This window comes from Thermanaeromonas sp. C210 (genome assembly GCF_013167955.1).
Taxonomy (GTDB): Bacteria; Bacillota; DSM-521; order Neomoorellales; family Neomoorellaceae; genus UBA12545.
This window is the reverse complement of record NZ_BLWF01000003.1, coordinates 423,764-437,348: the sequence shown is the minus strand read 5'-3', so window position 1 is coordinate 437,348 and position 13,585 is coordinate 423,764. Positions and strand designations below refer to the sequence as shown.

Genomic DNA, 13,585 nt, shown 5'->3' with positions numbered 1-13,585 from the left:
CTCAACGGGAAACAGATTGCAGAGGTAACCCGGCCCCGCAGAAGCTCCTCCATTATCCCGCCCGGTGCAGGGCTTTAAAGGCGCCCTTGGCTGCTTCAATGGTTTTTTCCAGGTCCTCCCTGGTATGGGCCAGGGATACGAAAGCGGCCTCAAACTGGGAGGGGGGCAAGTATATACCTTGTTCCAACATAGAGCGAAAATACCGGGCAAAGGAGCCGGTATCCGAGGAAAGGGCGGTTTCGTAATCGTACACCTCTCCGGAAGTAAAGAAAACGGTAAACATGCTCCCCACGCGATTGATGGTCGCTACCACTCCTGCTTCCTCTAAGGCCTCCCGAAAGCCTTCTTCCAAAAATCTGGCCTTGTTTTCCAAAGCTTCGTACGCTCCCCCGCGTCCCAAAATCTTAAGGGTCGCCAGCCCGGCGGCTACCGCCAGGGGGTTGCCTGAAAGGGTGCCGGCCTGATAGACGGGCCCGGCCGGAGCCACCCGCTCCATTATTTCCTTGGGACCTCCATAGGCTCCAACCGGCAGCCCGCCGCCAATTACTTTACCTAGGCAGGTAAGGTCTGGACGCACGCCGTAAAGCTCCTGCGCACCGCCGTAAGCCACGCGGAAGCCGGTCATGACCTCGTCAAAAATAAGCAGGGCCCCGTACTTCTTAGTCAGCTCACGCAGACCGGCCAGGAAACCTGGTCTGGGGGGGACGCAACCCATATTCCCGGCCACCGGTTCTACTATCACCGCTGCGATTTCTTCCCCCACGTGGCGGAAAATCTCCTTGACGCTGTCCAGATCGTTGTAGCGAGCCACCAGGGAATTTTCCGCCGTACCCTTTGGTACGCCGGGGCTGGTAGGTACCCCGAAGGTAAGGGCGCCGGAGCCCGCCTTGATGAGGAGATAATCGGCGTGGCCGTGGTAGCACCCGGCGAACTTTATAATTTTCTCCCTTCCGGTGAAAGCCCGGGCCAGCCTTATAGCACTCATAACGGCCTCGGTGCCCGAATTCACCAGGCGCACCATCTCGACGGAGGGAACGGCTTCCGTGATTGCGCGGGCCAGCTCCGTTTCTAATTCCGTAGGGGCACCAAAACTCGTGCCCATTTCCTTGAGGGTTTTCTCCAGGGCCGCCGTGACTTCCGGGTGCCGGTGGCCCAGGATCAGGGGACCCCATGATCCTACAAAATCGATATATTCGTGACCGTCAATGTCGTAGATCTTCGAACCTGCCCCGCGACTTATAAAGGGCGGGTCCATGCCTACTGCCTTAAAGGCCCGTACCGGACTGTTCACGCCTCCGGGCATTACCTTCACGGCCTCGGCGTAGGCCCGGCTGGAACGCGGCCACTCCTTATACACTGTCATTTACCCCCTTCTCCGGAATGCTTCCGAAGCCCTTCCCTGCCCCACCGGCGGGAAGACCTTAATCTTATTTTCCTGGGAAGCACCCTAGTCCGAGAAATAACGCATACTTTCCTTTTTGAGCTCGGCCGTGCTGAAAAGGATCCGGTAATTGTAGTTGTCAATAGCCGCCGCCAGTCTGCGGGCCAGGGCCTCGCACTCTTTCCGGGTAGCCCCGTGGACCATGGCGAAGAGGTTGTAAGGCCACCCCGGAGCGGTTCTCCGCTGGTAGCAGTGGGTCACTTCCGGAAAGGAGGCCAGCCGGCTCCCGGCAGCTTGAATTTGTTCCGAAGGAACCTGCCACACGATCATGGCATTGGCCTCAATGCCCGCTTCCCGGTGGCGGAGGGCGGCGCCGAAGCGCCGTATAATCCCTTCCCTTTGCCAGCGCCGGAGATAATCAAGGACTTCATCTTCACTGATCCCCAACTCCCGCGCCGCCCTTTCAAAGGGACGGGGTTCTAAGGGAATGTCGCCCTGGAAAAAGCGCACGATATTCTTCTCCAGTTCAGAGAACGGCCCTTCCATTGTCCGCCCCGACCTCCAGGTTAAAATTAACCCTTATTTTAAAGGAGCGCTCGGCCGGAAGTTCCAGAAGTTCCGTCAACCCCGTTCGCCTTTTTATTTCCTCCATGGTCCTCTCCAGGTCTTGACGGCTGGGCCCGATTAAGGTAAACCACATGCTATATTCATGTTCCCGGAGATAATTGTGGGTAACGCCGGGAAAAGAATTGACCACTTCGGCCACCTCTACCAAGCGCTCAGGCGGCACCTTAAGAGCACAAAGGGTGCTCACATATCCCAGCCGCCGCAGGTCAAAGACGGCTCCGATCCGGCGGACGATACCCGCCTTTTTTAGTTTTTTCAGCCGTTTTATTACTTCGCCTTCGCTCAAGTTCAGGCGGCGACCTATCTCCAGGTAGGGTCGACCGGTAAGGGGAAAATCCTGCTGGATTAGGTTCAGAAGTTGGCGGTCCAGGTTATCCAACGCGTTCCTCCTTTCCCCAGTAGTAGCGGCACCAGGGATCGGCGGCCATGTAGTCGCCGGAAAAACAGTAGGCCCGGGCCCGGCAGCCGCCGCAAAGGGTGCGGTAGCGACAGCGGCCGCAAACGCCCCCGTAGTCTTGCCCCCGGAGCTTTTTAAGCACCTCACTTTCTTGCCATAACCTATCCAGGGGAATCTCCCGCACGTTGCCGATTTCTAAATTTAAGTAGGCACAGGGCTGGAGGTGGCCCCGGGGTCCCACAAGGCAGTAAGCTATGCCGGCCAAGCATCCCCGGCTGTAGGGCAGGCTCAACCCCATTTCCCGGGCCAGGCGCATAAACTGGGGAGCACACGTGGGTTTGAGCTCAATGTTTACCTGTTGTTGTTTCCACAGTACAGTCCTGATGGTTTCCTCGTATTCCTCGGCCCTTAAGGCCTCTTCCTCCAGGGAGGCTGCCCGGCCGGTGGGCACTAAAAAGAAGAAATGGTGACCCTTGGCTCCCAGGGATACGGCGAGGTCCGTCAACTCCTCCAATTCCTCGCGGTTCCAATCGAAAACCGTGGTATGGACTTGAAAAGGCAGGCCCGCCGACCGGCAGGCCTCCATGCCGTCCAAAGCTGCCTGCCAGGCCCCCGTCTTGTGGCGCAACTTATCGTGCTTTTCGGGTTTACAGCTGTCCAGGGAAATCCCCACAGCACGGGCTCCGGCCCGGCGCAATTCCCGGGCCAGGTCTGGGGTCAAAAGGGTCCCGTTGGTTCCCAGGACTACCCTGAGACCTTGGGAAGTGGCATAGGTCACCAGCTCTAGGAGATCCGGGCGCAGGAGGGGTTCCCCACCGCTGAAGATGAAAATGCGAAAACCGGCCCGTACCGCCCCGTCGATTAGCTCCTTGGCTTCGTCGGTGTTCAATTCTTCTGCCGCCCTGGCCCCGGCATCGCGGTAACAGTGATCGCAATAAAGGTTGCACTGATTTGTTGTATTCCAGGAGATTAACATGTCTTTAACCACCCGGCCACGTCCTTGGCAAAGTAAGTAATGATGAGGTCGGCCCCGGCCCTCTTGATAGAAGTCAATACTTCCATGACTACTTCCCTCTCCGAAATCCATCCATGGAGGGCAGCCGCCTTGATCATGGCATACTCCCCACTGACGTTGTAGGCAGCCAGCGGACAGTTAAAGTGATTCCTGACCTGCCGGATTACATCCAGGTAGGAGAGGGCGGGCTTAACCATGATGATGTCCGCTCCCTCCTCCAGGTCCTGGGCGACCTCCCGCAAGGCCTCCCGGCCGTTGGCCGGATCCATTTGGTAGCTGCGCCGGTCGCCGAATTGGGGAGCCGAACCCGCCGCCTCCCGGAAAGGACCGTAGAAGGCAGAGGCGTACTTGGCCGCATAGGACAAAATGGGCGTTTCGGTAAAACCGTGGGCGTCCAACTTTTTGCGGATGGCGGCCACCCGGCCGTCCATCATGTCGGAGGGGGCCACCATATCCGCTCCGGCCTCCACGTGGGAAAGGGCCGTCCTGGCCAGGAGTTCCAGGGTGGGATCGTTTAAAATCACCCCGCCGTCCACCAGGCCGCAGTGGCCGTGGCTGGTGTATTCACAGAGGCATACATCGGTTATGACCAGCAGACCGGGAAATTCCTTCTTGAGGGCCCTGACGGCCTGCTGGACTATCCCTTCCGGGACATAGGCCGGCGTCGCCACCTCGTCCTTTTCCCCCGGCTCCGGGACCCCGAAGAGGAGGACGGCGGGGATGCCCAGGCCGACTACCTCCTCTGCTTCTTTAAGGAGATTGTCTATCGAAAGCTGGTAAATTCCCGGCATGGAGGGGACCGGATTCTTTACGTCCCGCCCGGCGGTAACAAAGAGGGGATAAATAAGATCCTTAACTTCTATCTCCGTTTCCCGCACCATAGACCGCAAAACGGGGTTATAACGTAAGCGCCGCAGGCGAACCACAGGAAAACCCGCCAAAGGAATCAACTCCTTATCTCTTCTTCGGTAAGATAACAGGCCGGGTCGGCCTCCCAGAAGTCTCCCGTTACCGCTTCCGCCCTGGCCCGGCAGTTTCCGTTACAGATGTCCAACCAGGCGCACTGCCGGCAGCGGCCTTTAAGCAATCCCTTTCTGTCCCGCAGGCCCGCCAAAATGGGGTGCTTGGCCTCCGACCATATGCGGCTGAAGGGCTCCCGGCGTATATCCCCCACCGTATGGTTCGTGGTAAATTGATCCGGGTGTACCTTCCCCGCCCAGTCCACGGCACCTATGGCTATGCCGCTGCGGTTGCCCCCGTTCAAGCGCAACAGTTCCAGGGCTCCGGCGGCCCCTTCGGGATCTTCCCTGCGAAGGCGAAGGTAGAGGTAAGGCCCGTCGGCATGGTTGTCTACCGTTAGAACTTCTATTTTCCTGCCTTTACGGCCCCAGGAGCAAACCTTCTCTATAAGCATATCTATAACTTCTCTTGTTGCTTCGGGAGGGGGTGCCTGCTCCACCAGCTTGCTGCCCCGCCCGCTGTACACCAGGTGATAAAAGCATATTCGAGGAATTCGCTCTTCTTCAACTAAATACAGAATCTCCGGCAGTTCCTTCAGGTTGTCCCGGGTGATGGTGAACCGCAACCCCACCCGGAGATCGAGGGCCAGGCAATGGCGGATGCCCTCAAGGGCCGCGGCAAAGGCCCCCTTCTGCCCTCTGAAGGTGTCGTGGGCCTCCTCCACACCGTCCAGGCTAACGCCTACGTAGCTTACTCCCAGGGACTTCAAGTGGCGCGCCGTGCTCCTGTCGATAAGGGTTCCGTTGGTGGACAACACCACCCGGAGATTGCGATTCGCAGCGTGAGCTATAAGGTCGAATGTATCCCGCCGCAGCAGGGGTTCCCCCCCCGAAAGGAGTAGCACTGGAACGTGGAAAGCGCTGAGGTCGTCTATCATGGCGCGCGCCTCGGCGGTGGTGAGTTCTTCGGGTGAAGGCCCTGGGGTGGCGGCAGCGTAGCAGTGGCGGCACCGGAGGTTGCACGCCCGGGTGCAGTTCCACACTACCACCGGGCCGGCGTCCAGACGCGTACCTGCCCGGGCCCCTTTGGTGGAAGGGTTATAGCGCAGGCTGTCGCCGAAGTAACTGTCGCCGCAAAGAAGTCTCGACAAACTCAGCAAGTTGCTTACGTCACCTGCCTTCCCTGTTCTGTTCATAACGGGGCGCGAAATAAGCCAGAAGGGCGGCTACAAGGCCCTCCTCGGTATATACTTCGGCTTCAATGCTGACCTTTAGCCCGGCCCGCCGCACCTCTGCACTGGTGATAGGTCCTATGGAGGCAATGGCCGTACGGCCTAACAAGGAGTCGGCCTCGGGACCAATTATTTCGAGGAAGTTTCGCACCGTAGAGGCGCTGGTAAAGGTAACGGCAGAAATTTTACCTGCTTCCAAGAGGTGGCGGAGGCCTTCGCCCTTTAGAGGGGACTTTACGGTCCGGTAGGCGGCTATTTCAGCAACCTCCGCCCCCCATCTTCTCAAATCCTCGGCCAGTGCCGGGCGGGCGATATCGGCCCGGGGCAGCAATACCCGCTTACCCCGAACCTTGGGTCCCAGATCCCTGGCAATTGCCTCGGCTACGTACTCCCCCGGCAGGTGGTCGGCCGTGATTCCCCGCCGGGCAAGAGCCTCGGCCGTCGCCGGGCCGATGGCGGCTATTTTCACCCCCGCCAACCTTCTGGCATCTTTACCCCGGGCCACGAGGCGTTCCCAGAAATACTGTACCCCATTGGCGCTGGTAAAAACAATCCAGTCAAAGTTCTCGGCGTCATCCACAGCCCGGTCCAGGGGGCCCCAGTCGTCCGGGGGTGCAATGGCGATGGTGGGAAACCGGATGACCTCAGCTCCCAGAGCACCCAGGCGCCTGACCATAGCCTCACCCTGCGGGTGAGGGCGGGTTACCACGATACGGCGGCCGGCGAGGGGTTTATGCTCCCACCAGGCAAGCTTATCCCTTAACTTTACCACTTCGCCCACAATGATAACGGCCGGATTAGAAAAGGAGGCCTGCTGGGCCCTGGCTTCTATATTTAGTAGGGTTCCTACCAGGGTCTCCTGCTCCGCCCGGCTGCCCCAGCGGACCAGGGCTACGGGAGTATCGGGCGCCCGGCCGTGAAGGAGAAGCTGGGACACGATCTGGGATAGATTGGCCATCCCCATAAGGAATACCAAGGTATCGGCGCTGCGGGCCAGCTCCTTCCAGTTGATGTGGCTTTCCCCCTTGGCGGGATCTTCGTTGCCCGTAATGAAGGCCACGGTAGAGGCCAGTCCCCGGTGGGTTACGGGGATCCCGGCATAAGCAGGAACTGCGGTGGCGGCGGTGACTCCGGGCACTACCTCAAAGGGAATACCGGCTTCCCGCAGGGCCAGGGCCTCCTCGCCTCCTCGCCCGAATACGAAGGGATCCCCTCCCTTAAGCCTAACTACCTTCCAGCCCCTGCCGGCTAGCTCTACGAGCAGCCGGCTGATGTCTTCCTGGCCCGGGGAATAACGTCCGGGGGTCTTGCCCACGTATATCTTCTGGCAATGGTCTGGTGCAAAGTGGAGTAGTTCCGGATTTACCAGGCGGTCGTATACCACGGCATCGGCTTCTGCCAGGCATTCCCTGGCCCGCAAGGTTAAAAGGCCGACATCCCCGGGGCCGGCCCCCACCAGGTAGACTTTACCTTCACCCCTGCCCATGGTCACTCCGAACTCCCCTCAGAATGGAATCTGCTCCCCGTTTTAATAGCTTTCCTGCCAGCCGTTTCCCGACCTCTTCCGGCCGGCCTAGAAAGCCTGTTTCAACCTCCCGGAGGAGCTCCCTGCCGTCTGGGCTGGCTACCATCCCGTGCAAGAGAAGGTGGTCTCCTTCTGCCTTCCCCAGGGCGCCGATGGGAACCTGACAGCCACCCTCCAATTCCTGCAGGAAGGCCCGTTCGGCCCGGATGCAGGCCAGAGAGGGAGTATGGTTTACCGCCTCGATTAAGGACCGGACTTCCCTGTCCTCGGCCCGTATTTCGAGGCCTATGGCCCCTTGGCCTACGGCCGGCAGACAAATACTGTGAGGCAGATACTCGGTAATGAGGTGATCCCGCCGGAGGCGCTTTAATCCAGCGGCCGCCAGGACAATGCCGTCCAGCCCATCCCTGTCCATCTTGGCCAGCCGCGTCGGCACGTTACCGCGCAGATCCACTATTTCCAGGTCGGGCCGCCAGTGCCAAAGTTGAGCCTTGCGCCGAAGGCTGCTGGTTCCCACCCGCCCTTTAATGGGCAAACTGGCCAGGGTGTAGCCCTTAGATGACAGGAACACATCGGAAGGGTCTTCCCGCAGCCCGACGGCCCCGATTATCAGCCCCGGCGGCAGCACCGTGGGTACATCCTTCATACTGTGCACGGCTACATCAATGATACCCTTCTGGAGGGCCTCCTCCAGCTCTTTGGTGAAAAGGCCCTTATCACCGATGCGCGCTAAGGCCACGTCCCGTATCTTGTCACCCTTAGTCTGGAGGGTAAGCAGTTCGCACTCTAGCCACGGGTGGTGTTCCTTTAAGGCATGTATGACCCACCGGGCCTGCCACTGGGCCAGTTCGCTTCGGCGGGAGCCGATGATCAACTTTCGGCCCACTCGGAGCCCCTCCTTCCACCTCCGGCTTCTTGGGACGTGGCCCTTTCGGGAGAGGCAGTATCATCCTCTTCCACCTGCAGTGCGAACAGGTTTTGTACCACTTCCACATAGAGGTGACCCTGGGGGGTTACGGCGGCCGACTTTAGGTTTACCACTACTTCGTGTAAAAGGCGGTTTACTATAGAGTTGGCCAGGGAGCCGATGATTTTCTGTTCGTGGGGAGAAGGGGAACCCAGGCGGTTGAAGGCCCGCCGTAGCTCGGCCTCCTTAATAGCCTCTGCCTTTGCCTTCAGGGCAACAATGGTGGGTATGGCGAACCGGGAGCCCAGCCACCGGAAAAAACTGTCCACCTCTTCCGCTATGATGACCTCTGCCCGCTGGGCCGCCTTCTTGCGTTCTTCGAGGCTATTGGTAATGACCTGTTCCAGGTCATCGATGTCAAAAAGCCTGACTCCGGGTAGCTCGCCCACGGCCGGATCGATATCCCGGGGAACGGCAATGTCGATGAGCATTAAGGGATTATGCTCGTGTCCCTTCCGGGCCCTTTCCACCTGCTCGGTACGGATAATATAATGACTGGCCGCCGTACAACTAATAACGATATCGGCCTGGGGGAGGATTTCCTCCAGGTCGTCCAGGCGCACGGCCCGCCCGCCGATGATCTCCGCCAGGCCCGCAGCCCGCTCGTAAGAGCGATTGGATACCAGAACGGTGGTAACCCCATTGTCGCGTAAATACCGGGCAGCCAGAGTGCTCATCTTGCCGGCACCTATGACCAGCACCGTTCGGCCGGTTAAATCCCCTCCGAAGACCTGGCGTGCCAGCTCAACCGCCGCATAGCTCACGGATACGGTGTTATGACCAATACGGGTTTCGGTCTGTACCCGTTTACCCGCCGCAATGGCCTGCTGGAACAGGGTGTTGAGTACGACGTTGGTCACTCCTGTACTGCGGGCCGCCTCATAGGCCTCGGCCACCTGGCCCAGCACCTGGGCCTCCCCTAGGATCATGGAGTCCAGGCCGGCAGCCACCCTGAAGAGATGCCGCACCGCTTCGTGGGAGGAGTAGAGGTAAAGGTAGTCTTGCAGGGCAGGAACCTGCAGGCCGCACCGCCGGCCGAGAAATCTTTTCACGGTTTCTACGCCTTTTCCCCAATCCGGCGTGGTAAAATAGACTTCCGTCCGGTTGCAGGTGCTTAGAATTACGTTACCCTCTATGCCCTGCTGGCTCCTTAAATCGGAAAGGGCCGAGGGCAGGACGTGACGGGAAAAAGCCAGCTTCTCCCTGATCTCTACGGGTGCCGTACGGTGATTTAATCCCATTGTTCCGATATACATTCCGCCACCCGCTCCCTCGCTGCTTTACGGTCTCCCCGGGCTACCAGCTCCCAGAGAACCCGGTCGGCCACCAACCGGCGGAAAGCTCCAGCCCGCTTCTTCTGGTCATCGGGAAGAATTTTCTTAAGCCAAGGACGCAGCTCTCCCAAAAAGGTAAGAAGGCTGTTGTATTCCCGGCCGATATCCTCTTCCAGGCGCCTTTTCAGAAAGGCCGCCAGGGCCGGACTGTTACCGCCGGTGGACACGGCTATCTGTAGCTGCCCCCTGCGGACCACGGCGGGCACCAGGAAGGAACTTTCCTCCGGACTGTCGGCCACGTTCACCCATATACCGGCCCGGCGACAGTGGTCGGCAATGCGGGAGTTGAGCCGGCGGTCACCGGAGGCAACAAAGACGAGGACCATTCCCCGCAGGTCCCTGGGCCGATAGCGCCGGGGCCGCCATTGAAGACGGCCCTCCCTGGCCAGTTGGGCCAGCCCTGGTGTAACCCTGGGACTGACCACCGTTACCCTCGCCTCAGCCTGCAACAGCCCCCTCACCTTCCGCTCTCCCACTGGTCCGCCCCCCACCACCAGGCAGGGGCAGCCCCTTAACCGCAGGAACAAGGGATAATAACCCATCCTTAGAACCCACGCGCCTTTACAAAATAGGTCAGTTCTTCTAAAATATCCCGCGGCCGGCCGGGCGGAAGCAGAAGTAGCTGCTTCCTGGCCTTCTGGAGGTAACTTTCGGCCACATTTAAAGTGTAGGCTGTGCCTCCGCAACCTTTGATAAGTTCAACGACCTCGGCAATTTCCGCGTCGCCCTTGGCCGGCTTGGCTAATAAGAGCGCCAGGCGGCGGTGGTGGGGACTCGCCCGGAGGGCATAAATGGCGGGTAAAGTAATAACACCCTGACGCAGGTCGCTCCCCCGGGGTTTTCCTAGTATCTGGGGATCAGCTACGATGTCCAGCACGTCATCGGTAAGTTGAAAGGCCATTCCCAGATAACGCCCATAGCGGCGCAGGGCCAGAATGCTATCATTACACCCCCCGGCCACCAGGGCCCCCAATTCGCAGCTGGCGGAAATCAGCAGGGCGGTTTTACGCCGGATCCGCCTGAGATAATCGCGTACCGTGATATCCACGATAAACACGTTTTCCAGCTGCTCCAGCTCCCCCCGCACCATTTTAACACTAACTTGGGCCAGTAGGGAGGGTATGCGGGGATCATCGTAATTGGCCACCAGCCGAAGCGCCCGAGCAAACAGGTAATCCCCGGCGTGGAGGGAAACCCTTTCTCCCCACCTGGCCCACACGGTCGGTCGACCTCTCCGTAAGGGAGAAGCATCGATGACATCGTCGTGTATCAGGGTGGCCATGTGGATCATTTCCATAGCCACCGCCAGGGGCAGGAGGTCCTTCAACCGTCCGCCGCAGCATTTGCCGCTCAGGAGCACAAAAACGGGCCGCAAGCGCTTGCCGCCGGCCTGGACCATCTGCCTGGTCACCTGGGTCAACAAGGGATCGGGGGCTTCACTCTGTCGCAGGAGTTCGTCCTCCAGCGCTTGAAGCTCTTCTTGGATCTCGGCGATGGCGCTTAAGTTGAGCATACTCTTATTATACCACCTGCAAAAGGTCATTTTTTCAAGGGGCGAAAGGGCAGATTAAGACAGCGGAGCTAGCGATTTTAGCTGGTTGAACCGTTCTCCCAGGGCCGGGTCCTTCTGTTCCAGCTCCCTTAAGATTTCTTTCGCCCGGCCCTTTTCACCTTGCCGATCGGCCAGCAAGGCCTGCCACACCCGGGCCTCGGACCCGAGGTCCTTGTCTTTAAGCACTACTTCCAGATTAGCCGCGGCCTCTTCCCAGCGGCTAAGAAAATACTGGGCCTTCGCCACTTCCAAAAGCAAGGTCGGAGTAAGGGTTAAGCCCCCCCTTTCGACAAGGTGCAATTCGCGTAGATCTCCCAGCGACGCCAAGCGCCCTTCGACTTCGGCTTTGAGGCCGGCAGCGGCAGCGAAGAGCTCCCGGGCCTCGGCGGGCTGATTATATTGGAGATACCTCATCCCGCCGGTTACATAGATCTTGGCCAGGGATTCCCACGTTGCTGCCATCCAGGGAGCCATATCCCGGGCTTCTTCCAGGGCCGCCACAGCCTCCGGTATTTTCCCTTGGGCCCAGTAGACCTCGCCCAGCCGCACCTTAAGAAGGTAGTTATAAGGTTCGTAGGAGAGGGCCTCTGAGATAACCTTTTCCGCCTCACTCGGGCAGTCCTGCCTCAAATAAAGGGCAGCCAAATCGGCGACGTAAGAGGCGGTAAAAGGGTCATAGCCGTGGGCTTCTTTCAGCTTGGCCGTAGCGAGGCTTATATTGCCCTGGCGCAAGGCGGCGACACCTTCCCTGGCACTGGCGTTACCCGCCAGGAAGGAGCCGCTGAAGAGTACTATGACTAAGGCTGTTATAACCACCGCAGCGGCATACTTTATCTGGCGGGAAGCCCACTCGGGATCCGCTGCCCGTCGCGGAACTCCCTGTACATCCCCTCCCCTTTCCAGGCTCCGGCTCAAGCCCCAGCAAGACCAGAGTAAAATGGACACGGCGCCCAGGGCCAGGTCGAAGTCCAGGGCTGCGTGGAGGCCTAGGCTCAGGGCAGCTGCCAGTAAGGAGACGGTAAGCAGGCGATCCCGTCCGCTGCTCCGGCGGTAAAGGCCATAGACGCTAAGGAAAAAGGATACCCAAAGGGTAGCGAGGACGATAACCCCTACTACGCCCGTTTCTACCGCCAGTTGGGCGTAATAATTATGAACTTGGGTGGAGTGGTACGCATACCGCTGGTACTGGCGATAAGCGGCCTCCCACCCTCCACCGCCGTACCCTAAAAGGGGCCGCTCCCTTAACATGCTTAAAGCATCGCGAGTCCACTCGACGCGCTCGCGGCTGCTCCGGGTCTCCAGATTAATATCCTGGATCCGCCGCGCTATGGGAGCGGGAAGTATCCTCTCCCAGCCGAGGGCAGGTTCGGCCGCCCCTACGGCCTCCCCGGCCTTAAGGGAGGTGTAAGCATACCCCCCTCCCAGGGCCAGAATAATCAGGGCTGCAGCTACCGCGGCCCTCATGCGGGCCGAAGGAACTATTTTCCCCGCGACAGCTAAAATCACCTGAAGGGCCAGAGCAGCTCCCAAACCCAGGAAGAACCACGTCCAGGATCCTGCATAATCCTTCGCCAAGGCCAGGGGGATAAAGCGATAATTGGCGACCAGGGCGGCCAGCCCGGTGGCCAGAAGATGGGCGAAAGTGCTCAGGCGCCACCCGGCCGGCGCCAGGAGGAAGTAAAGGGCAAGGACCACGGGTAGTACGAGGAAGGCTCCTCGAGAGCCTGTCCCCAAGAAAACCACCAACAATAAATAGTTGCCGACCGCATAAGCCAGGCGCAGGCGGTTGTCGGCGCGGCCCCATAAATAAAACCCCAGAAAGAGGTTACCCATCATGTAGGCGGCTAAGGCATTGGGATACTGCAGGGTGGAATAAAAGCGGCCGCCCAGGAAGCCGTCTTTTATAAAAATAACCTCGGTGGCCGTCAGTAGCCCGGCCAGGGCTACCCCCAGCCCGCTGGAGTAGAGGCTGTGGAGGATTAACGACCTGGGTCCCGGACCTGTGCCCAACTGAACAATCATCCAGAACACAAAAAAGTAGAGAACCACCTTGCTGATCTCTGCCAGGGCCAGGCCCCGGCTGGCAGGGTAAAACACTCCGCTGGCAACATAGACCAGCACCAGGCCGAAAGCGGCATACTCCAGGGGATGGCGCAGAAATGTTAAATCACGACGGGAGAACTTCCAAAACCACGTTAAAACGAACAGGAGGGTGGCCAGGATTAACGACCAGCGTTGCTCCACCGGGAAGAAAAGGCCGCGGAAAAAGGGGGGATAAAAAAGCAGCAGCAGCAGGCCCGCCAGGGCCGCCCAAAACAATCCCCTGGCGCCTTCTTCCTCCACCCTACCCCTGGTGCGTGCCCGCCTCCCCGCCTCAAGCCCGGGGGACGCCGGTTTGGAGTTAGGAGCTACGGTTCTACCGGCCTCCTTTAGCTTCTGCTTCCGCCGCTTTCCCGTGGGAAGCTTGATAACTCTATTCTCGCCACTTCTGGTGCCCACCCGTATACCTCCCCCGCTGGCTTCTGGCGTAATCATTCATTCGCCACCTTCTCCTTTTTTTCCTGCCTTCCCTCCTCTGGATTTTTCCAGCTGGGAG

Annotated in this window: 12 protein-coding genes; all 12 read right to left on the bottom strand. The window is 59.3% G+C overall.

Annotated elements, in window-relative coordinates; all coding sequences use genetic code 11:
* Window positions 1-52 precede the first annotated feature (52 nt).
* A complete protein-coding gene (hemL, locus tag TAMC210_RS09585) occupies window positions 53-1,363 on the bottom strand; it encodes a glutamate-1-semialdehyde 2,1-aminomutase (RefSeq protein ID WP_277997707.1) in 1,311 nt (436 codons plus the stop codon).
* 84 nt (window positions 1,364-1,447) lie between these two features.
* Window positions 1,448-1,927: an Lrp/AsnC family transcriptional regulator gene (locus TAMC210_RS09580; RefSeq protein WP_173298582.1), complete on the bottom strand. Its 480-nt coding sequence runs from the start codon at window positions 1,925-1,927 to the stop codon at window positions 1,448-1,450.
* The gene (locus tag TAMC210_RS09575; RefSeq protein ID WP_173298581.1) at window positions 1,908-2,387 is read right to left on the bottom strand and encodes an AsnC family transcriptional regulator; all 480 of its coding nucleotides are present in this window, start codon (window positions 2,385-2,387) and stop codon (window positions 1,908-1,910) included. Before TAMC210_RS09575 ends, TAMC210_RS09580 begins: the two co-directional genes overlap by 20 nt.
* Window positions 2,380-3,381: a putative heme d1 biosynthesis radical SAM protein NirJ2 gene (gene nirJ2, locus TAMC210_RS09570; RefSeq protein ID WP_173298580.1), complete on the bottom strand. Its 1,002-nt coding sequence runs from the start codon at window positions 3,379-3,381 to the stop codon at window positions 2,380-2,382. The genes TAMC210_RS09575 and nirJ2 overlap by 8 nt, the downstream gene beginning before the upstream one ends.
* Complete coding sequence (gene hemB / locus TAMC210_RS09565) at window positions 3,375-4,361, bottom strand: porphobilinogen synthase (protein WP_173298579.1); 987 nt, start codon at window positions 4,359-4,361, stop codon at window positions 3,375-3,377. Before hemB ends, nirJ2 begins: the two co-directional genes overlap by 7 nt.
* Before the next feature lie 5 nt (window positions 4,362-4,366).
* Window positions 4,367-5,539: a radical SAM/SPASM domain-containing protein gene (locus tag TAMC210_RS09560; RefSeq protein WP_173298578.1), complete on the bottom strand. Its 1,173-nt coding sequence runs from the start codon at window positions 5,537-5,539 to the stop codon at window positions 4,367-4,369.
* Window positions 5,540-5,549: 10 nt separating this feature from the next.
* On the bottom strand, window positions 5,550-7,097 hold the full coding sequence (gene cobA / locus TAMC210_RS09555; protein ID WP_173298577.1) for a uroporphyrinogen-III C-methyltransferase: 1,548 nt from the start codon (window positions 7,095-7,097) through the stop codon (window positions 5,550-5,552).
* On the bottom strand, window positions 7,084-8,022 hold the full coding sequence (gene hemC / locus TAMC210_RS09550) for a hydroxymethylbilane synthase (RefSeq protein WP_173298576.1): 939 nt from the start codon (window positions 8,020-8,022) through the stop codon (window positions 7,084-7,086). The genes cobA and hemC overlap by 14 nt, the downstream gene beginning before the upstream one ends.
* A complete protein-coding gene (hemA, locus tag TAMC210_RS09545; protein ID WP_173298575.1) occupies window positions 8,007-9,359 on the bottom strand; it encodes a glutamyl-tRNA reductase in 1,353 nt (450 codons plus the stop codon). Before hemA ends, hemC begins: the two co-directional genes overlap by 16 nt.
* Window positions 9,335-9,979: a precorrin-2 dehydrogenase/sirohydrochlorin ferrochelatase family protein gene (locus tag TAMC210_RS09540; RefSeq protein ID WP_256366486.1), complete on the bottom strand. Its 645-nt coding sequence runs from the start codon at window positions 9,977-9,979 to the stop codon at window positions 9,335-9,337. The genes hemA and TAMC210_RS09540 overlap by 25 nt, the downstream gene beginning before the upstream one ends.
* 2 nt (window positions 9,980-9,981) lie before the next feature.
* The gene (locus TAMC210_RS09535) at window positions 9,982-10,950 is read right to left on the bottom strand and encodes a polyprenyl synthetase family protein (RefSeq protein ID WP_173298573.1); all 969 of its coding nucleotides are present in this window, start codon (window positions 10,948-10,950) and stop codon (window positions 9,982-9,984) included.
* Window positions 10,951-11,004: 54 nt separating this feature from the next.
* A complete protein-coding gene (locus tag TAMC210_RS09530; protein ID WP_173298572.1) occupies window positions 11,005-13,524 on the bottom strand; it encodes an O-antigen ligase family protein in 2,520 nt (839 codons plus the stop codon).
* Window positions 13,525-13,585: the final 61 nt, after the last annotated feature.

Coding starts and splice junctions, on each gene's coding strand:
- cobA (WP_173298577.1), bottom strand. CDS start 7,097: ATGGGCAGGGGTGAAGGTAAAGTCTACCTGGTGGGGGCCGGCCCCGGG.
- TAMC210_RS09580 (WP_173298582.1), bottom strand. CDS start 1,927: ATGGAAGGGCCGTTCTCTGAACTGGAGAAGAATATCGTGCGCTTTTTC.
- nirJ2 (WP_173298580.1), bottom strand. CDS start 3,381: ATGTTAATCTCCTGGAATACAACAAATCAGTGCAACCTTTATTGCGAT.
- hemL (WP_277997707.1), bottom strand. CDS start 1,363: ATGACAGTGTATAAGGAGTGGCCGCGTTCCAGCCGGGCCTACGCCGAG.
- TAMC210_RS09540 (WP_256366486.1), bottom strand. CDS start 9,979: ATGGGTTATTATCCCTTGTTCCTGCGGTTAAGGGGCTGCCCCTGCCTG.
- TAMC210_RS09535 (WP_173298573.1), bottom strand. CDS start 10,950: ATGCTCAACTTAAGCGCCATCGCCGAGATCCAAGAAGAGCTTCAAGCG.
- TAMC210_RS09530 (WP_173298572.1), bottom strand. CDS start 13,524: ATGATTACGCCAGAAGCCAGCGGGGGAGGTATACGGGTGGGCACCAGA.
- hemA (WP_173298575.1), bottom strand. CDS start 9,359: ATGTATATCGGAACAATGGGATTAAATCACCGTACGGCACCCGTAGAG.